Raw genomic sequence first — 19,702 nt, 5'->3', positions numbered from 1 at the left:
ACGTTCCCGGGGCACCGGCTATCCGCTGGTGCCTCTCAGCATTTTCAGGATGTATCCGATGCAACAAGCTCTCACGCTCAGCGAGCGGCTGATTACGGTGCTTGGCGCGCGCCTTGGCCTGCGCTTCTTCCGTCGCCGCGACATGCTCGAAACCCTCGATGCGCCCGCGCACGGCCACGAGGCACCGCCCGGTCTCGTCGACGCCGCCCGCGACGCCGGCCCGGATCTGCTCGCACGCCTGAGTACTACCCGCGACGGCCTGTCCGACGACGAAGCGGCCAACGTGCGCGCGCATGTCGGCGCTAACGAAGTCGAACACGAGAAGCCGTTGCCCTGGTGGCGGCACCTGTTCAACTGTTACCGCAATCCGTTCAATCTGCTGCTCTCGGCGCTGGCCGCTGTGTCTTATGCGACCGACGACACCGAGGGAACGATCATCATCGCGTCGATGGTGATCATTTCCACGGTGTTGCGATTTGTGCAGGAAGCGCGTTCGAACAAGGCGGCCGAGAAGCTCAAGGCGATGGTGAGCACGACGGCCACTGTGCTGCGTCGCGAAATTTCGGGCGATGGAGGCGCAGAGGCTGACAACGTGCGCCGTCTGGGGCGCGTGGGCCGTGAAATTCCGTTGGCCGAACTCGTGCCGGGCGACATTGTGCTGCTCGCGGCAGGCGACATGATTCCGGCGGACGTTCGCATGCTCGCGGCCAAGGACTTGTTCGTCTCGCAATCGGCGCTCACTGGCGAGGCGCTGCCCGTCGAGAAATTTGCGCACGCCTGCGAGTCGGGCGGGAGCAACCCGCTCGCTTACGACAACCTCGCGTTTATGGGGACGAACGTAGTCAGCGGCTCGGCCACGGCGGTGGTGGTGGCGACCGGGGCGCGCACTTTCTTTGGCTCGCTCGCGCAACGTGTCACGGCGTTGCAACCGACGGTGACGTCGTTCCAGCAAGGCGTGAACCGCGTGTCGTGGGTGCTGATTCGCTTCATGATGGTCATGACGCCCATCGTGCTGCTCATCAACGGTTTCACCAAACACGACTGGCTCGAAGCCTCGCTGTTCGCGCTGTCGGTGGCGGTGGGCCTGACGCCGGAAATGCTGCCGATGATCGTGACGGCCACGCTCGCCAAGGGCGCGGTCGTGCTCTCGCGCAAGAAGGTGATCGTCAAACGGCTCGATGCGATCCAGAACTTCGGCGCGATGGACGTGCTGTGTACGGACAAGACCGGCACGCTCACGCAAGACAAGATCTGCCTCGAGCGTCACACCGATGTCTGGGGGCACGCCTCCGAAGACGTGCTCGAGTATGCCTATCTGAACAGCTTCTACCAGACGGGTCTGAAGAACCTGCTCGACGTGGCTGTGCTCGATCACGCGGAGTTGCATCAGCGCCTGGATGTGGTCAACCGTTACCGCAAGATCGACGAGATTCCGTTCGACTTCCAGCGCCGTCGCATGTCGGTGGTCGTCAGTGAGAACGGTGCGCACCACGAGCTGATTTGCAAAGGGGCAGTGGAAGAGGTGATGGCAGTATGCGACCGCGTGCTGCATGGCGCGAATGTCGAGCCGCTCACGCCTGATGTGTTGGCTCGCTTGCGTCGCGTGACGGCCGATCTGAACGCCGAGGGGCTGCGCGTGGTGGCGGTGGCGACGCGCCACTTGCCGCCGGTGCGTGATAGTTACGGAATTGCGGACGAGAGCGACCTCGTGCTCGTCGGGTATATCGCGTTTCTCGATCCGCCCAAGGAGTCGACGGCGCCCGCATTGATGGCGCTCGCGGCGGCAGGCGTCGACGTCAAGGTGCTCACGGGCGACAACGATCTCGTGACGGCGAAGGTCTGCCGGGAAGTTGGCCTGAAGGTAAATGGCTGCGTGCTGGGCGACGATATCGAGGCAATGAGCGACGCCGAACTGTCGCAAACGGTCGAGCGTGCCAATGTGTTCGCCAAGCTCACGCCGGCGCACAAGGAGCGTCTGGTTCGAACGCTGCGTGCCAATGGTCACGTGGTCGGTTTCATGGGCGACGGCATCAACGATGCACCGGCCTTGCGTGCGGCCGACATCGGCATTTCGGTCGACACGGCGGTGGACATCGCCAAGGAAGCCGCCGATCTGATCTTGCTGGAGAAGAGCCTGATGGTGCTCGAGCAGGGCGTGATCGAAGGGCGGCGCACGTTCGCGAACATGCTCAAGTACATCAAGATGACGGCCAGTTCGAACTTCGGCAATGTCTTCTCGGTACTGATCGCGAGCGCCTTTTTACCGTTCCTGCCGATGTTGCCGCTGCAATTGCTCACGCAGAACCTGCTTTACGATTTGTCGCAGACAACGATTCCGTTCGACAACGTCGATGACGAGCAATTGACGCGGCCGCAGCGCTGGAACCCGGCGGATCTGTCGCGCTTCATGGTGTTCTTCGGCCCGATCAGCTCGATTTTCGACGTGCTGACGTTCGTGGCGATGTGGCATTTGTTCGGGGCGAACAGTGCCGAGCACCAGACACTCTTCCAATCGGGCTGGTTCGTTGAAGGGTTGCTGTCGCAGACGCTGATCGTTCACCTGATCCGCACGCGCCGCATTCCGTTCGTGCAGAGCCGCGCTGCGTGGCCGCTGTTGCTGATGACGGGCGCGGTCATGCTGATTGGCCTGATGCTGCCGATGTCGCCGTTCGCTGACACGTTCAAGATGCAGGCACTGCCGCTTGCGTACTTCCCGATGCTCGCCGCCATCCTGCTCGCCTACGCCGTGCTCACGCAGACGATGAAAGGCGTGTTCGCGCGACGGTTCGGGTGGCAGTGAGGTGGCTCGTTTCCGTGCGGTGCGCAAGACCAGCGGCGAAGAGGTCGCCGCTGGTACTCGCATTGCGCGGTGCCGCGACCCTCAATCATCAACCCAAGTCCCTGACGGGCGGTCAAAGTGCTGGCTGCGGGGCGCGAAGACGTCACGGGCGTCGTCCAGTTCGAGTGTCACGTCGAGCGCACCATCGTTGTCGCGTTTGGCGCTTCCCAACGGATCGTTGCAGCATAGCCACAGCGACACGTCCGAGGGCATCCCATCGACACGGAACGACTTGTGCTTGCCGATGAGGAACGGCTCGCCGTCCTTGCCGAATCGTCCAATCAACTGACCCATCAGCGCATCAGGGCCGTGATACGGATACCCTTCGTCGCCTGAAACCTTATGCAGATATGTCGCGCCGGAATTCGGCGTGCGCCCGTCGGCGTCGCGGCGTCCGAACTTGCGGTCGTCCGTGCGCGTACACCATTCGCCTTCGGCTCGCAGGATCACCTTCGGCGCAGGTTGTGCGCCAATCCTGTATCCCGTGTCCTGCCAGCCTTGCGTGGCGTATACCTTCATGCGCTTGTTGATGCGGTCTGTCGTCATGACACGCTCCATCGTTGACGGGGGGCCAAAAATGGATAGCCGGTAATCGGCTTCGATCTACGCCAATTGCGGTCAGTTAGAGTGTAGACGCGCCGCTTCATTGCCTGAAGCGTAAGTGCGGAGGCTTGCCTCCAAACGGCGTTTCGGCGAGACCACGATCCCCAGTTCCGCATACAACTCATCGAGCGCTTCGCGCGTGCCGACGAGCAGCGCCGTGGTCTGCCCGCTGATGTCCGTGACAACGCTCACGAGTGTCTTGCCCTGACATGTCTCCCGCGCGGCGACGAACCGCGTCATCGTCAGCGCGGCGAGGGTGGCGAAACGCTCGGCCTGCACGAGGCCGTTGATCTGAAACACCGGTTGTGCGGCGCCCGTGGCACGCGGGGCGAGTCGTACGTGAGTGCCGTCGCTGTAAGCACCCAGCGCCGTGAACAGCTTGTCGCGGCCCTGCGGCCCCAACGCGCAGTGGTCACCGTGCACCCAGCGCGAAATCGTGTTGCCTGTGATGCCGGTCGCATAAGCGAGCCGGGCTAACGTCGTGCCCGAGAGCTTGATGAGCAGACGGGCGACGCAGCGGTGGCGCTGTTCGATGTCATCCATAACGGGAGTCCTGTCGTAAGGGCTTTCGGGCAGACGTGCTAACGCGTTGTGACGAACGGCATGCGCATTCAGAACGCCATCGTCACTTCGAGTTGGGCGTCGATCTCTTTGTGAAGCGCGGGCGTGCAAGGCATGAGCGGACGGCGAACCGTCTGCGCACATAGCCCCAGCGAGGCGAGTGCGGCTTTGATCGCCACCGGATTCGGCTCGGCGAACAGCCGGCGAATGAGGGGCTTCATGCCGTTGAAGAGTGTCGTCGCGTGGGCCATGTCGCCGTCACGCACGTATCGGAGCAGCTTCAGATAGAGGTCGGGACGCACGTGAGCCGCCGCCGAGATGCATCCCGTCGCCCCGGCTTGCAGGGCAGGCAGCAACTGCATGTCGTCGCCGCACAGCACGCGCATGGAGACCTGCGACGGCAGATGCAGGAGCGGATGCGCGTCGCACTCCTTGATCGCCGCGAACGCATCGTGCGATGCCAACTCGCGGATCGTCTCTACGCTGAGCGTCACGCCCGTGCGCAGCGGCACGTTGTAGAGCACCAGCGGCTTGCGCGTGCCGCCCGCCAGCGTGCGGTAGTGCCAGAGAATGCCCTCCTGCGACGGACGCAGATAATACGGCGGGGGCACGAGATACCCGGCAAGCGACAGGTCTTCGAGGCTGCGTATCTGCCGCGCAGCATTGGCCGTGTCGGCGGCGCCGACACCGGCCACTACCGGGGCATGCCCACGTGCGAGATGGCAGGCCGTCTCGACAAGCCAGCGGCGCTCGTCGTCATCCAGCAGGGTGCCTTCCCCCGTAGTGCCGGCCACGACGAGGCCGTTCACTCCCGCAGCAAGGTAATAATCGACCAGGCGCGCGAACGCGTTGCGATCGATCTGAGCGCCATTAGCGCCGGTCATGGGCGTGACGAGTGGAATCCACACGCCTTCGAAGATGGCAGTGTTCATAACAGGGTGGAGCAGGGTTGTCTGGGGAATGCGAGAAGCATCGAGCAATCGTCAGGAGACCGAATGCTCAGGCAGCAGGGCGCAGACGCAGCGCGCCGAACTCCGCTTCCGGCAACGATTGCATGACGGCGTGCATCGCCCGCGAGGCTTCGATTCGCGGCAATGCGATCGACACCACAGCAGCCGTATCGCGCCGAATCGGGCGGATCGTCTCGACGCGCCACGGCAGCGGCAGACTCATCGCCAGGGTGATGGCGAGCGTCGAGACGGCGGCGCGGCTAAGCGTGATGTCGAGCGTCGCGTCGAGACGCACGCGAGGGGTGTGTCGATTGCGTTGCCGCGGTGCTGCGAAAACGTCGATCGGGGGAAAAGTTTGCGTGCTCGCCGGCGTAGCGCCGATGGCAGTGCCAGTCGCGGTAACCGAAGCGCGCGCCGCTTGGGCGGGCGTTGCACCGTAGGCATGGAAGGCGTCGGCCGAGGTGGTGTTTGCACCGGGAGGTTCAAGGCTGGCGCGCTGAGCAAGGGTAGGCATGGCAACGTGTCGATTGACGACAAGAGTGACAACGAGGCCAGTCTAGGGAGGCGCGGGTAAAAAAGGCGTCAAGATTTTGACGCCCTACGGGCAAGGTGGCGGCGCTGCGCGTCAGTGCGGCTTGGGATACTCTGCATCGTTGAACAGCACGCAGGCGCCGTGTGGTGCAGCGCCGACATTGTCGCGGAAGCGCCGGAACACGTTGCGCCACGGATCGAACGGCCGTTGCGGCACCGGCACCGGGGTGCGTGCAGCGAGCGTAGCGTCGTCGACTTCACAATGCAGCACGTTGCTTTCGCAGTCGATGACGAGGATGTCGCCGTCCTGCACGCGGGCGAGCATGCCGCCTTGCTCCGCTTCCGGTGACAGATGGATGGCCGCCGGTACCTTGCCCGACGCACCCGACATCCGTCCGTCGGTCACCAGCGCCACGTGGTGGCCTTCGTCTTGCAGCAGGCCGAGCATCGGCATGAGCTTGTGCAGCTCCGGCATGCCGTTCGCGCGCGGCCCTTGGAAGCGCACCACAACGATCACGTCGCGCGTCAATTCCCCCGCCTTGAACGCGGCCTGTGCGGACTCCTGATCGGAAAATACGCGAGCCGGGGCGCGCACCTTCTGGTGCTCCGGCTTGACGGCGGACGACTTGATGACCGCGCGGCCCAGATTGCCCTCCAGCATGCGCAAACCGCCTTCGCGTGCGAACGGCCTGGCGGCCGGCCGCACGATGTTCTCGTCGAGGCTGTCCTTGGGGGCGTCTTGCCAGGAAAGCACGTCGTCGCGCAGAAAGGCCTCCTGTGTATAGGCGCGCAGACCGTGGCCCATGACGGTCGTCACATCGTTATGCAGAAAACCGGCATCAAGCAATTCCCGGATGAGAAAGTTCAGGCCGCCTGCGGCGTGGAACTGATTCACGTCGGCCTTGCCGTTCGGATAGACATGAGCGAGCAGCGGCGTGACGTCCGACAGATCGGCGAAGTCCTGCCAGTCGAGCAGAATGCCGCCCGCGTGAGCCATGGCGACAAGATGCAGCGTATGGTTGGTCGATCCGCCCGTGGCGAGCAGGCCGACAACACCGTTGATGAACGCCCGCTCATCAAGAATGTGAGACGTATTGATGCCGGAATTCGCCAGCGCCACGGCGCGAGCGGTCGCGGCCTGCGTGAGCGCATGGCGCAGTGGCGTATGCGGGTTGATGAAGGACGCGCCCGGCAGATGCAGCCCCATGAACTCCATGAGCATTTGATTGCTGTTGGCCGTGCCGTAGAACGTGCAGGTGCCTTCCGTGTGATACGCGGCCAGTTCGGCGTCGAGCAGCGCCGCGCGCGTGATGCGGCCGGCGGCGTATTCCTGCCGGATGCGCGACTTCTCGTCGTTGGGCAACCCCGACGGCATCGGGCCGGCCGGAGAGAAAACGGCTGGCAGATGGCCGAACGCCTGTGCGGCGATCACCAGCCCCGGCACAATCTTGTCGCACACGCCGAGGAACATGGCGGCGTCAAACATCTGATGCGAGAGCGCGATGACCGAGGCCATCGCGATCACGTCGCGCGAGAACAGCGAGAGTTCCATCCCCGCATAGCCCTGCGTCACGCCATCACACATCGCGGGTACGCCGCCGGCCACTTGCGCGCTCGCGCCATGCGCCCGCGCGGCGGACTTGATGATGTCGGGGAACTCGGCGAACGGCGCGTGCGCCGAAAGCATGTCGTTATAGGCGGTGACGATGCCGATATTGGGCGTGCGCTCAGTGCGGATCTTGAGGCGGTCGTCGGCGGGCGCGGCGGCCAACGCGTGCGCGAGATTGGCGCACCCCAGCGTTTCGCGCCCCGGCTGCCCCTGCGTGGCGCGGCTGACGCCTTCCAGATAAGCCTGACGGGACGACCGGCTGCGCTCGATGAGGCGCTCGGTCACGCGTTGTACCACCGGATGCAGCGACACGTTGTGCGAAGGCTGGGTCATGGTGATTCCGGGACGTTGTGGGTCGCCCGATGCGGATGACGCGGGTGACGCGGGGTGACGCGTTCGACGCCGGCGACACCATTCGCATGCTGGCTTGACGTTATGCCCTGTCCTAGATCATCGGCAGATGATGTAGTCAAAGCACGAGATTTTGTTGATTCGAAGTGTAGTTAAACTACAATGCAGTGTCAAAGTTGCGCTTCTTCAGTGACATCCGGGCGCCTGCCAAGTTCGGCCGTCGTCGGGCAGTGTCAATGCGGAGTGCCCGGTTGTACGGAGTCCACGCTCTCTATGAACACGCCTTCACCCTATACCTTTGTGTTGTTCGGCGCCACCGGCGATTTGTCACTGCGCAAAGTCCTGCCAGCGCTGTTCCGGGCGTTCCGCACGGGCCAACTGGGTTCGGACGCCGCCGCCGATACCGGCCACATTCTGGCTATCTCCCGCAAACCGATGGATGCCGCTTCGTACCGCGCATGGTGCGAGGAACATGCGCGTGAACATATCAAGCCCGACGTCTGGGACGAGGACGCCTGGAAGCGCTTTCTCGCCACCATCGACTACATGCCGCTCGATCTTGGCCGGGAGGAGGAGTTCGGGGCGCTGGCCGAGCGTCTGATCGCGCGCCAGGGCGTGCGGATCTTCTATCTGGCGACGGGCCCCTCGCTGTTCATCCCCATCTGCGAAGGACTGCGCAGCGCCCAGCTCAACGAAAACAGCCGTATCGTGCTCGAGAAGCCGTTGGGGCATGACCTGGCCTCGTCGGTGGCGATCAACGATGCCGTGGGCGCGATCTTCCGTGAAGACCAGATCTATCGCATCGACCATTACCTCGGAAAAGAGGCGGTGCAGAACCTGCTGGCGCTGCGTTTCGGGAATGCGATTTTCGAGCCGTTGTGGCGGCGTGAACTGATCGAGAGTATTCAGATCACGATTGCCGAGGCCATCGGCGTTGAGGGACGTGGCGAGTTCTACGAACAGACCGGCGCGCTGCGCGACATGGTGCAGAACCATCTGCTGCAACTGCTGGCCATCGTCGCCATGGAGCCGCCGCTGTCGATGGACGCCGATGCCGTGCGCGACGAGAAGCTGCGCGTCTTGCGTTCGCTGCGCCCGCTCAACGACGAAACGGTCGCCCGCAACGTGGTGCGCGGCCAGTACGGCGCGGGCGCTATCGACAAGACGGCGGTGCCGGCCTATGACGACGAGCCGGGGGTGCCGGCCGACAGCCAGACGGAGACGTTCGTTGCGCTCAAGGTCGATATCGACAACTGGCGCTGGGCGGGCGTGCCGTTCTTCCTGCGCACCGGCAAGCGCCTGGGTGAGCGCGTGGCGGAGATCGTCGTCAACTATCGCGCGACTCCCTATCCGCTGCTAGGCGAGGCAACGGCGCACCCGGGCGCGAATCGTCTCGTCATCCGTCTGCAGCCGGACGAGTCCATGCGGCTGAACTGTCTGGCGAAGCAGCCGGGCGAAGGCATGACGCTGCAATCGGTCCACCTCGATCTGGCATTCGACCAGTTCTTCAAGGGGCACAGGATGGATGCGTACGAGCGTTTGTTGCTCGACGTCATCAATGGGCGTCTCGCACTCTTTGTCCGGCGAGATGAGCAGGAGCACGCTTGGCGTTGGGTCGCACCGATCCAGGCGCATTGGTCGCGTCAGCGCAAGGGCCCGAAGCGTTACGCCGCCGGGACATGGGGGCCGCCCGCCGCCAGCGCGCTGCTTGCGCAGTACGGCTCGAGCTGGGTCGAAGAAGACAACTGAGACGGATCGCCGGGCGAGGTGCAGTCATCGTCCGGCGCAGCCAGTCCGCAGCCAAGCAAACCGGAGGCAGACACGCATGATTCACTGGCGCACATTCCCCACGCGTGAGGCGCAGGCGCTGGCGCTCGCCAACGCGGTCGTGGCGAGGCTCGACGAAGCGCTGACCATTCGCCCGCGCGCGTTACTCGCGGTGTCGGGCGGCACGAGTCCCAAGGCATTTCTTTCCCAACTGGCCCGGTTGCCCGTGGCGTGGCGCGACATCGACATCACGCTCGTCGACGACCGTTGGCTGCCGCCGACGCATGCCGAGAGCAATGCTCGTCTGGTTGCCGAGACGCTGCTGCCCGGCGCCAAGGGCGCGCAATGGCTGCCGCTTGTCCACACAGAGACCGACGCCTCGCTGCAAGTGCAGACCCTCAACGACACCTGGACGCACGGCGTGCCGCAAGTGTGCGTGCTTGGCATGGGGGAGGACGGTCATACGGCGTCGCTCTTCGCCGACGCCCCGCAATGGCACGACGCCATCACCACTCGCCACAAATTCGTGCTCGTGCAGCCGCAGCGTGCGCCGTATCTGCGCGTGTCGTGGTCGCTTGCGGCGCTGGCGGCTTGCGAGCATCTCATTCTGCAGATTCAAGGCCCCGCCAAACGCGCAGTGCTCGAAGCGGCGCAAACCGAGGAACAGGACAACGCCATCTCCCGGCTGATCCACCGTGAAGGAGTGAAGATCGATGTCTTCTGGAGTGAGGAGTAATCCGCCGCACGTGAGTGGTCCGCGACTGCTGGCCGATATCGGCGGCACCAACGCCCGTTTCGCGCTGGAAATTTCGCCTGGCGATCTCGTCGAGATCCGGGACTATGCCTGCGACGATTATTCCGGTGTTCCCGAAGTCATTCGCGCCTATCTTGACGAGGCCGATCACGCCGAACCGGTGCAGCACGCCGCGATTGCCATCGCCAATCCAATCGAAGGCGACGAGATTCGCATGACGAATCGCGACTGGCACTTCTCGATTGAAGCGACGCGTCGCGCGCTAGGCTTCGAGACGCTGCTGGTCGTCAACGATTTCACTGCGCTCGCGATGGCGCTGCCTTACTTGTCCGATGCGCAGAAGCGGCAGGTGGGGGCAGGAGAGCCGCAGCCCAATGGCGTGATTGGTCTGCTTGGCCCGGGCACCGGCGTTGGCGTGTCCGGTCTCATTCCGGCGGGAGATCGCTGGATCGCGCTGGGTAGCGAGGGCGGCCATACCACCTTTGCACCGGCCGACGAGCGCGAAGTCGACGTGTTGCGCTATGCGTGGAAGCACTTCGCGCACGTGTCGTTCGAGCGGCTCGTTGCGGGCCCCGGCATGGCGCTCGTCTATCAGGCGCTGGCGGATCGGGCGGCGCGTGACGTGAAGCCGCTGGAGACGCCCGCCATTGTGAAGCTCGCCCAGGCAGGCGATGCGCTCGCGCGCGAGACGGTCGATTGCTTCTGCGCGATGCTTGGCACGCTCGCAGGCAATGTCGCGGTGTCGTTGGGCGCCGTCGGCGGGGTGTATCTGGGCGGCGGCGTGATTCCGAAGCTCGGCAAGCTGTTCGAGGACTCGCCGTTTCGTCAGCGCTTCGAGGCGAAGGGCCGTTTCGAAGGCTACCTGAAGAAGATTCCGACGTACGTGATCACGGCGGATCACCCGGCGTTTCTCGGCACGTCCGCCATTCTTGCCGAGCAACTTGGCACACATGCGGCAGGTGCGGGCGCCCTGATCGACCGTCTGCATCGCTTGCGCGACCGGTTGAGTCCGGCCGAGCAGCGAGTAGCGGAGCTCACGCTAAAGCAGCCGCGCGCATTGCTTGCGGAGCCGGTGTCGGAAATTGCCCGTCTCGCGCGGGTGAGCCAGCCCACGGTCATCCGCTTTTGCCGCAAGCTCGGCTGTCAGGGGTTGTCGGACTTCAAACTCAAACTTGCGAGCGCGCTGACGGGGACACTACCTGTGCGTCACGGTCAGGTGCACGTGGGAGACTCTGCGGCAGAGTTCAGTGCAAAGGTGCTCGACAACACCGTGTCGTCGATTCTTCAGATGCGCGAGCATCTCGACGCACGCACGGTCGAGGCGGCTGTCACGCTGCTAGATGGCGCGCACCGCATCGAGTTTTACGGTCTGGGCAATTCCGGGGTCATCGCGCAAGATGCCCACTACAAGTTCTTCCGCTTCGGTATGCCCACGATCGCCTATGGCGACCCGTACCTGTTGCAGGCGTCGGCGGGGTTATTGCGGGACGGCGACGTCGTGGTCGCGATTTCCGCATCGGGGCGCTCGGCGGACCTGAACCGTGCCGTCGACATTGCGGTGGCACGTGGCGCGAAAGTCATCGCACTCACGGCGCGCAACTCGCCGCTGGCGCGCAAGGCGACCCTCGTGTTGCCGAACGACCACGTCGAGACGATGGGCGCGCACGTGACCATGATCGCGCGGATTCTGCATCTCGCCGCTATCGACGTGCTGGCGGTCGGCGTTGCGATACGTCGTGCCGGGCCGGGGGCGGAGACGGCGGGCGAGGGCGCGCTCGACTGGCTGGGACACGGCAGCGGCCAGGATTCGGCCGTGTCGACGGCCGATTGAAATCCGTCCGGATTCCGGTCGATCGACAGGCGGAAAATCGAATGGCCACGGCGCACACCGTGGCCATTCCCACATCAGCAGGCTTCGAGGTGCTGTGCCGATACCCCGGTCGCTTGATATTAGTAAACATGTTAAGTATGATGCCGGATATGAAAGTGTCCGATTCCGGCCAACGTTTCGGCTTTCTCGTAGCAGACATCCAGCGTCTGTTCGGGCGCCGTTTCGAGCAGTTTGCGCAACGCGCGCTGCCGATGACACGTGCGCAATGCCGCCTGCTCGTCTTTCTCAACGCCAATCGTGGCGTGAGTCAAAGTGTGTTGGGCGATATTCTCGAAACCCCGCCGCATATTCTCGCCCGCGTGCTTGAGCGCATGGAGGAGGCGGGTTGGGTACGCCGTCGTCCCGACGCTCGCGATCCGCGTATCGAACGGCTGTTTGTCACCCGCTCGGCAGCCGAGCAGTTGCAGGTTGTTCGCATGCTGTCCGACGAGGTGCGCAATGAAGCGCTGCACGGGCTGACGGCCTTCGAGACGGTGCAACTCACGCAATTGCTGCAAAAGGTGCGCCGCAATCTGACGAACGTCGTGCCAACGCCGCTCGATACCGTGGTGCCGGCAACGTTGCGTCGCGCGCCCGCGGCGTGCGAAGGCGAGAGTTCTGCCTCCCATCCCATTGACGGTCCCGACGACACGTCGGAATGCCCCGACTTGCGCCCGCAGTAGCACACGCCTAGCATGGGAGGTCTCCAAACCAACCCCGGAGACTGTCATGACGAATCACGTGTACAAGCAGATCGAGCTGACCGGCTCGTCGGCCAAGTCCATCGACGATGCGGTCAAGTGCGCCATCGAGCGCGCGAGCAAGACGTTGCGCAATCTGAACTGGTTCGAGATCATCGAGACACGGGGTCACATCGAGGACGGCAAGGTCGCTCACTGGCAGGTCACGCTCAAGGTCGGCGTGCGACTGGAAGACTGACCCTGGCAGACCGTTGCCCGCGACGTTCGACGTCCCGCGCTGCCTGCGTCATCCAGGACCTCAGCCCCTGAAAAAACGCATGACGCAGGCACACCGCGGATGTCATCCAGTCGTGTCACAATAGGCGCATACTCGAGATCATGAAAAAGACAGAAGAGGTTTGCGCATGTCCGAACAAGAACCGGTCCATGCCACCCGATCGATCACCGATCCGGTGGAAGCCGTCGCCTACCTGAAGACGATTTACGACGCCAACACGGCATATCTTCGCGCTGCTTTCGAACGTTTTTCCACACAGAAAGATCAGGCGCGGCGTGTGAGCGCGCATTACCCGTTCATCCGCATCACGACCGAAGACATTACCCAACTGGACAAGCGCCTGTCATATGGCTTTGTGTCCGGTCCGGGCAGTTATCAGACGACGGTCACGCGACCGGATCTGTTCGAGAGCTACTACATCGAACAGCTTCGACGCCTGGCACACAATCACGGCGTGGCGTTTGAGGTCGGCGTCTCCGACGAGCCGATCCCCGTGCACTTCGCCTATCAGGACGGCGTGTACCTCGAGGGCGATCTCGATCAGACGCACCTGCGCGCCATGCGCACGGTCTTCGACGTGCCCGATCTGGCAACGATGGATGACAGTATCGTGAACGGCACGCGCGATCCGTTGCCTGACGAGATCCTGCCGCTCGCGCTGTTCACCGCGCCGCGCGTCGACTATTCGCTGCAACGTTTGCGTCATTACACGGCGACGTCCCCGGAGAACTTCCAGAACTACGTGCTCTTTACGAACTACCAGTTCTATATCGACGAGTTCGTCGAACTGGGGCGTGAGTTGATGAGTGCAACCGACGACCCGGCGATGCGCGAGTACCGCAGCCAGTACACGGCATTCGTGGAACCGGGCAACGTGACGCACTGGAACCAGAACCTGGGTGCGCGCGATGCGCAGGGCACGCCGCCACCGCGTTTGCCGCAGATGCCGGCGTATCACCTCGTGCGGCCGGACAACACCGGCATCACGATGGTGAACATCGGCGTGGGTCCGTCCAACGCGAAGACCATCACCGATCACATTGCCGTGCTGCGTCCGCATGCCTGGGTGATGCTGGGACACTGCGCCGGGCTGCGTAACTCGCAGCGTCTGGGCGACTACTGTCTGGCGCACGGCTACGTGCGTGAGGATCACGTGCTCGACGACGATCTGCCGCTTTGGGTGCCGGTGCCGCCGCTGGCGGAGGTGCAGGTTGCCCTTGAGCGTGCCGTGGCGGATGTCACGCAGCTCGACGATTTCGAACTCAAGCGCGTGATGCGCACGGGCACGGTCGTCACCGTCGACAACCGTAACTGGGAATTGCGCGATCACCGAGAGCCGGTGCAGCGCATGAGTCAGAGCCGTGCGATTGCGCTCGATATGGAGAGCGCCACCATCGCGGCGAACGGTTTCCGTTTCCGGGTGCCATACGGCACGTTGCTGTGCGTGAGCGACAAGCCGCTGCACGGCGAGCTGAAGCTGCCCGGCATGGCGGACCGGTTCTATCGCGAGCGTGTCGACCAGCATTTGAAGATCGGCGTGAAGGCGATGGAGCTGTTGCGCGATAACGGCCTGGATCGTCTGCATAGTCGCAAACTGCGCAGTTTCAACGAAGTCGCGTTCCAGTAACGCCGCCCCGGCGGCTGCGACGGTCACGTTTGCGCTGATCGCCGGACGGTATGAAAAAAGCGCGCGACCGAAAGGTCTGCGCGCTTTTTTTCATGATGCCCAGACAGTGCTGGCGCCCAATGGGAGAGGCTCAGGAAAACACGCGCTTCGCGTGAATGCCCAGCCCCAGCGCCACGCTGGCGAGCCGGTCGCCGAAGACCGGGGTGGCTTTCGGGAAGGCAGCGCACATCGCGCTGGACAGGCAGCGCAGGCCAGTGGAGCCGCCGGTGAAATAGAGCGCATCGACATCCTCCGCGCGCAGTCCTGCCAGCGCGGCCGTGTGGACCGCACCTGCCGTGATGCTTGCGATCTCGTCGCTGACCGCTTCGACCAGTCCCGCTTCCGAGAACGCCACCGTCAACTCGCGTTCGATCAGTGAGAGGTCGATGCTCGTCTCGCCCCCTGACGACACCTCGATCTTTGCGTCTTCCGCATGACCGACGAGCGCATGCCCCAGGCGTTGCTCGACGGTGCGCATGAGGCGCCGGTGATGCGCCGGATCGGCGTACAGGTGCGCGGTGAGCGCCAGTTCGCCAACGCGCTTAGGCGTGTAGACCGTATTGATCAGATGCCACGTGGCCAGATCGAAATAAATCCGGTTGGGCACTTCCTTGCCGTCCGGGCCGAGCGCTTTGTAGCCGAGTTCGCGCAGGATCGTGGCCAGTTCGATGCGCCGGTCGAAGTCGGTGCCGGCGATGTGTACGCCGTGGTGGGCGAGCACGTCGCCCTTGCGGTCGAGATGGCGAGCGCGCTCCGGCCCAACGCGTACCAGCGAGAAGTCCGACGTACCGCCGCCGATATCGACGACGAGTACCTGCTGCTCACGGTCGAGGCGCGACTCGTAATCGAAGGCGGCCGCAATCGGTTCGAACTGGAACTGAACGTCCTGGAAGCCCACATCGCGCGCGCTTTGTTCGAGCGAGCGTTGCGCGGCGGCGTCGGCGCGCGGGTCGTCGTCGACGAAGAACACGGGGCGGCCCATGACCACCTGACGCAGATCGCCGCCGTCGGCCTTGAGGGCGTGCGTGCGCAGGTGACGAAGGAAGGTGGCGATGATGTCGATGTAGCGCATCGCGGAGCCGTTGCCGAGATCGGTAGTGCTCTCGATCAGCGAGGAGCCGAGCAGGCTTTTGAGCGAGCGCATCAGGCGCCCGTCGTAACCATCGACGTAATCGGAGACGGCCTGGCGGCCGAACGAGGCGCGGCCGCCTTCGTCGGCGTTGAAAAATACGGCGGTCGGCAATGTGCCGTAGCCGGCTTCAAGTTCGACCAGACGCATGGCCGCGCCGTCTTGCACGGCGACGGCAGAATTCGAAGTGCCGAAATCGATGGCGCAAAAACTCATGGCGTTTGCGGCCCGCGCAGGCGAGCCGTAAAAGGTCGGCAGTGTAGCACGGCCGGGCGGGCGGCCGGGGGAACGCGTCGGGATCGCCGGTGCCCGCCTGTCATCCGCGCGCCGATTTCGCGCCTGGCTGCGCCGACGGTAACGTGCGCAGGCTGCTCACCACGGCGGCCACCGCCGCGAACGCGGCCGCGACATAAAGCGGCGCGCGCGTGCCGAAGCCTTCCGGCGCAACGCTGAAGACGAGGGCGACGAGCGCGGCGCCCGTCGTCTGCCCGGTCAGACGCGCGGTGCCGAGCATGCCGCTGGCGCCGCCGCTGCGATGTGCCGGCGCGGACATCAGCATCGCGTAATTGTTGGGCGACTGAAAGAGGCCGAAACCGAAGCCGCACAGTGCCATGCGCCAGACGATGTCGATCGAATGCGGGTGTGCCGGCAGCAGGCCGAGCGCGAGCAGGCCAAGGGCGAACGCGCTCAGACCGATCGCGCCCAGAAGGCCCGGCTTGTAGTACTCGAGCAGACGTCCGGCCAGGGGGGCGACGACCACGATGGTAAGCGGCCACGCCGTCATCAGCAAACCGGTCTGGACGTGATCGAAGCCGAGCGTGTCCTGAAGGAGGAAGGGCAGCGAGACGAACGCAAGCATTTGCGCGCAGAACGACGCCATCGAGGTGCAAATCGACAGCCCGAAAATCGGAATGCGTAGCAGGTCGACGGGCAGCAGCGGTACCGGCTGGGTGCGCTGGCGTCGCACGAAGATCGTGCCGATGACGATGGCGGCGACCATTTCGATGGCCACTAGCCAGGGCGCTTGCCCGTGCCCGAAAGAATCGATGCCGGAGATGAGCAAGCCGAAGGTGAGCGCGCTCAACAGGGCGCCGACCCAGTCGAACGGGTGCGAGGCGCGGGCGGTATCGGGCAGCGAGCGCACGGCGATCGCGAAGGCGACGATGCCGAGCGGTACATTGATGGCGAAGAGCCACGGCCAGTGCGCGATGGACAGTACCCCGGCGGCAATCGTCGGACCTGCGGCAGATGAGACTGCCACGATGAGCGAGTTGAGCGCGACGCCGCGTCCGAGCCAGCGAGACGGGTAGATGGCTTTCACGAGTGCGGTGTTCACGCTCATGATGCCGGCTGCGCCAAAGCCTTGCGCCACGCGTGCGAGGGTGAGCGTGACGAGTGAATCCGAGAGGGCGCAGGCCAGTGAGGCGACCGTAAAGAGCGCGAGACCAACGATATAGACGCGGCGGTAGCCCACGATCTCGCCCAGCGCCGCGAGCGGCAGCAGAGAGATGGTGATGGCGAGCTGATAGGCGTTGACGATCCAGATCGACGTGGCCGGACTTGCGTTCAGATCGCGTGCGATCGTGGGCAGCGCCACATTGGCGATGGCGCCATCGAGCACGGAGAGCGAGATGGCGAGCATGACGGTTGCAACGGCCCAGACCCGGGCGGGCATGGGCATGCCGTCAGTGTGTGTGTCGGACATGAGAGCAGCGGAAGACGAAACGGTCGCGCGCCCGAACGTGGTGACGCCCATGCGCGAAAGAATGCGTCATCCTGCCCGAAATCCTCGAACGGCGTTGTGGCGCCGCGCAAAGCCTTGTGTTTGCGGGGTTTTCGTATCGCACAGGCTGTTTTATCTGGCGGAATATTAATTTCATCAGATAAAACGATGGCGAATCACGCAAGCGCGGTGTATCAGGACATTGAGGTGTCCCCATGAAAACGCGCGATGCGCACGTTGCCGAGCGGGTGATAGGCGGTGCCGTTTGCTGTCGACATCAGATCGACATCGTTGTCGAGAATCGTCTGAACGCCGACGGCGGCAATCGTACTGGCGGGGGCGCGCCCCGGGCACGCGTGCGCACCGTGGCCGAAGGTCCATGCGGTGTCCTCGGGGGCGGCGCTGGCGGGGGCTGCGGCAAGCACAACGAGTATTGCATCGCCACGCGCCAACGTCCGCTCGCCGATGACGGCGGGCGCATGCAGGAAGCGCCGCGTGTTCTGCAAGGGCGGATCAAGGCGGATGACGTCGCCGACGGCCGCGATGGCGACGCCGAGGTTGGCGGGAAGCGTCATGCGGCCGGTGGTGTTCGGTGCTGGAGGGGGCGACGCGCGCCGCGCCAGTCTGCGCAAGCTGTTGGCCACGAGTCCGGCGCAGGCGTCATGCGTTTGCGTGAAGAGGCCGACGATGTTCGCGGTGAGTGCGCCGTAATCGATCGCGTCGTCACGTGCAGCGCTTCGTGCCGTGTCGCGCAACCAGGTGTCCGGGTCGGCTTCACGTTCGAGCCAGCGTATCGCGCGGCTGCGCATCGAGGTGGCGGCGCTGTGTCCACGCGCCAGCACGTCGGCGCGCGGCGAGGGCTTCGCGGCCTCCGCCATGGCGGCGACCAACTGCCGGACGTCGTCATAAACGTCTGTCCACTGTGAGGCAGGCACGCCGAGCCACGTTGCGAGGGCGTAAATCGGCTGACGGAAGACAAAATCGTCCAGGCGAGCGGTGATGGCGTCGCCACATGCGAGATAGGCATCCGCGCACGCCGCTTGGCTCGCATCGCGAAGTTTGGAGAGTACGGCGCCATTGGCCTGCAGTGCGGCGAGTCGCGTTTTGAGCCACGGCTTCATGGCGGCGTGCGCTACGCCGTCGTTCATTCGGACGAGCGCACCGAACCAGTCGCCAGCGGCGCCTTCGGCTAATGGGACGGGGACCGGTGCGCCGGCAGGGCGAACGCCACACGCGGCATGACGCAGCACTGCCGCCAACGCTTGCGGTCCGGCGGCGATCCACAGGCCGAGCGAGGCGTCGAAGTCGAACGGACGCCGTTCGGCAAGCGACGCGTAATACGGGTACGGATTCGGGTGAGTAACTGCGGCCAAAGCATTGGCCGGCGGCGGTACGGAATGGGAATCGACGTTGGCAGCGAGCATGGCAGGGCGTTCATGAAGTGGGTATCGACAATGCCAATTCTGCCGCACGGCCCGAATGGCATGCTTCATGACGTGCTGAAGTGTTGATCGCATTGCCGCGCCTATACTGCGACTCATATTCTTCAAGGGAGTCTATCTGTGGACATCGCAAGAGATCACGCCCCCAGTGTCAGCTCACTGGCGGCGCTGCTCGCGGACGCCGGCCGAATGACCATGCTCTGGGCCTTGATGGACGGTTCGGCGCGTCCGGCGGGGGAACTGGCGTTGGTTGCCGGGCTTTCCCCCTCTAGTGCCAGCGGGCATCTGGCGCGACTTGTCGACGGCGGCGTGCTTGCGCAGGAAGCGCGAGGACGCCATCGATATTTCCGCATTGCTACGCCTGAAACAGCCGCTGCCATCGAGGCACTGGCCAGCGCCGTGCTGGCGACGAGAGAACTGCGTCCGCGTCCGGTGCCGGTCAGTCGCGCCACACCTGTCCCGCTGCGTCATGCGCGCACTTGCTACGACCATCTCGCCGGGGAAATCGCCGTCGACATCTTCGAGCGGATGCGCGTCCAGCGCTGGCTTCGGATCGACGGTAGCGACGTCGCGCTGACCGACGCGGGTGTCGATGGACTGACGGGCCTCGGTGTCGATCTGACTTCCGCTCGTGCCCGCCGTCGGCGTTTCGCCTGCACCTGTCCTGACTGGAGCGAACGCAAGCCGCATCTCGGCGGCGCATTGGGGGCAGCGTTGCTCAGTACATGCCTTCATGCCAAATGGCTCGAACCCTCACGTGAGCCACGTGCATTGCGCGTCACGCCGCTGGGGGAGCGCAAGTTCTCCGCCATCGCGGTCTAAGCGCTTTCATCGTCCAAAAAGAAACACCCCGCCGATATAGGCGGGGTGTGGCGCATCCTGTTTGTGCGACCAGACGCGCAACTGCCCGCGTAGGTCGAATTCATCAG

At 64.2% G+C, this 19,702-nt stretch carries 16 protein-coding genes; 8 read left to right on the top strand and 8 right to left on the bottom strand.

Features of this window, described 5'->3' with window-relative positions:
- The first annotated feature begins 58 nt into the window (after positions 1–58).
- Positions 59–2,800, top strand: a complete 2,742-nt coding sequence (gene mgtA, locus PBR20603_RS10705) for a magnesium-translocating P-type ATPase (protein WP_150559509.1) — start codon at positions 59–61, stop codon at positions 2,798–2,800.
- Between the two features lie 81 nt (positions 2,801–2,881).
- Here mgtA and PBR20603_RS10700 read toward each other — a convergent pair whose 3' ends face one another.
- The 5 genes from PBR20603_RS10700 to edd all read right to left on the bottom strand — a co-directional run bounded on the left by PBR20603_RS10700 (position 2,882) and on the right by edd (position 7,426).
- Complete coding sequence (locus tag PBR20603_RS10700; protein WP_150559508.1) at positions 2,882–3,385, bottom strand: DUF1120 domain-containing protein; 504 nt, start codon at positions 3,383–3,385, stop codon at positions 2,882–2,884.
- A 72-nt stretch (positions 3,386–3,457) separates the two neighbouring features.
- Positions 3,458–3,985: a hypothetical protein gene (locus PBR20603_RS10695; RefSeq protein WP_150559507.1), complete on the bottom strand. Its 528-nt coding sequence runs from the start codon at positions 3,983–3,985 to the stop codon at positions 3,458–3,460.
- A 68-nt stretch (positions 3,986–4,053) separates the two neighbouring features.
- A complete protein-coding gene (dapA, locus tag PBR20603_RS10690; RefSeq protein WP_150559506.1) occupies positions 4,054–4,935 on the bottom strand; it encodes a 4-hydroxy-tetrahydrodipicolinate synthase in 882 nt (293 codons plus the stop codon).
- Positions 4,936–5,002: 67 nt separating this feature from the next.
- Positions 5,003–5,467: a hypothetical protein gene (locus PBR20603_RS10685; protein ID WP_150559505.1), complete on the bottom strand. Its 465-nt coding sequence runs from the start codon at positions 5,465–5,467 to the stop codon at positions 5,003–5,005.
- Positions 5,468–5,578: 111 nt separating this feature from the next.
- Positions 5,579–7,426, bottom strand: coding sequence for a phosphogluconate dehydratase (gene edd / locus PBR20603_RS10680; RefSeq protein ID WP_174977875.1), 1,848 nt, complete (start codon positions 7,424–7,426; stop codon positions 5,579–5,581).
- Between the two features lie 291 nt (positions 7,427–7,717).
- Here edd and zwf point away from each other — a divergent pair, with 291 nt between their 5' ends.
- The 6 genes from zwf to PBR20603_RS10650 all read left to right on the top strand — a co-directional run bounded on the left by zwf (position 7,718) and on the right by PBR20603_RS10650 (position 14,440).
- Positions 7,718–9,193, top strand: coding sequence for a glucose-6-phosphate dehydrogenase (gene zwf, locus PBR20603_RS10675; protein WP_150559504.1), 1,476 nt, complete (start codon positions 7,718–7,720; stop codon positions 9,191–9,193).
- A gap of 76 nt (positions 9,194–9,269) precedes the next feature.
- Positions 9,270–9,947, top strand: coding sequence for a 6-phosphogluconolactonase (gene pgl, locus PBR20603_RS10670; RefSeq protein ID WP_150559503.1), 678 nt, complete (start codon positions 9,270–9,272; stop codon positions 9,945–9,947).
- Positions 9,925–11,796: a bifunctional transcriptional regulator/glucokinase gene (locus tag PBR20603_RS10665; RefSeq protein WP_174977874.1), complete on the top strand. Its 1,872-nt coding sequence runs from the start codon at positions 9,925–9,927 to the stop codon at positions 11,794–11,796. Before pgl ends, PBR20603_RS10665 begins: the two co-directional genes overlap by 23 nt.
- Positions 11,797–11,945: 149 nt before the next feature.
- The gene (locus PBR20603_RS10660) at positions 11,946–12,518 is read left to right on the top strand and encodes a MarR family winged helix-turn-helix transcriptional regulator (RefSeq protein WP_174977873.1); all 573 of its coding nucleotides are present in this window, start codon (positions 11,946–11,948) and stop codon (positions 12,516–12,518) included.
- Between the two features lie 46 nt (positions 12,519–12,564).
- Complete coding sequence (locus tag PBR20603_RS10655) at positions 12,565–12,774, top strand: dodecin (protein WP_150559501.1); 210 nt, start codon at positions 12,565–12,567, stop codon at positions 12,772–12,774.
- Between the two features lie 166 nt (positions 12,775–12,940).
- Positions 12,941–14,440 carry an AMP nucleosidase gene (locus tag PBR20603_RS10650; RefSeq protein ID WP_150559500.1) on the top strand — a complete coding sequence of 500 codons (1,500 nt, stop codon included), beginning with the start codon at positions 12,941–12,943 and terminating at the stop codon, positions 14,438–14,440.
- Positions 14,441–14,570: 130 nt separating this feature from the next.
- Here PBR20603_RS10650 and PBR20603_RS10645 read toward each other — a convergent pair whose 3' ends face one another.
- The 3 genes from PBR20603_RS10645 to PBR20603_RS10635 all read right to left on the bottom strand — a co-directional run bounded on the left by PBR20603_RS10645 (position 14,571) and on the right by PBR20603_RS10635 (position 18,755).
- Positions 14,571–15,824 (bottom strand): Hsp70 family protein, encoded by a 1,254-nt coding sequence (locus tag PBR20603_RS10645; RefSeq protein ID WP_150559499.1) that lies wholly within the window; start codon positions 15,822–15,824, stop codon positions 14,571–14,573.
- 100 nt (positions 15,825–15,924) lie between these two features.
- Positions 15,925–17,313, bottom strand: a complete 1,389-nt coding sequence (locus PBR20603_RS10640) for an MFS transporter (protein WP_150559498.1) — start codon at positions 17,311–17,313, stop codon at positions 15,925–15,927.
- A gap of 212 nt (positions 17,314–17,525) precedes the next feature.
- A complete protein-coding gene (locus tag PBR20603_RS10635) occupies positions 17,526–18,755 on the bottom strand; it encodes a cytochrome P450 family protein (RefSeq protein ID WP_150559497.1) in 1,230 nt (409 codons plus the stop codon).
- 207 nt (positions 18,756–18,962) lie between these two features.
- On the opposite strand from PBR20603_RS10635, the gene PBR20603_RS10630 reads away from it, so the two are divergent.
- Positions 18,963–19,595 carry an ArsR/SmtB family transcription factor gene (locus PBR20603_RS10630; RefSeq protein ID WP_246174568.1) on the top strand — a complete coding sequence of 211 codons (633 nt, stop codon included), beginning with the start codon at positions 18,963–18,965 and terminating at the stop codon, positions 19,593–19,595.
- Positions 19,596–19,702 lie beyond the last annotated feature (107 nt).

Source organism: Pandoraea bronchicola, assembly GCF_902459805.1.
Classification (GTDB): Bacteria; Pseudomonadota; Gammaproteobacteria; order Burkholderiales; family Burkholderiaceae; genus Pandoraea; species Pandoraea bronchicola.
This window is presented reverse-complemented; position numbering and strand designations above follow the sequence as displayed.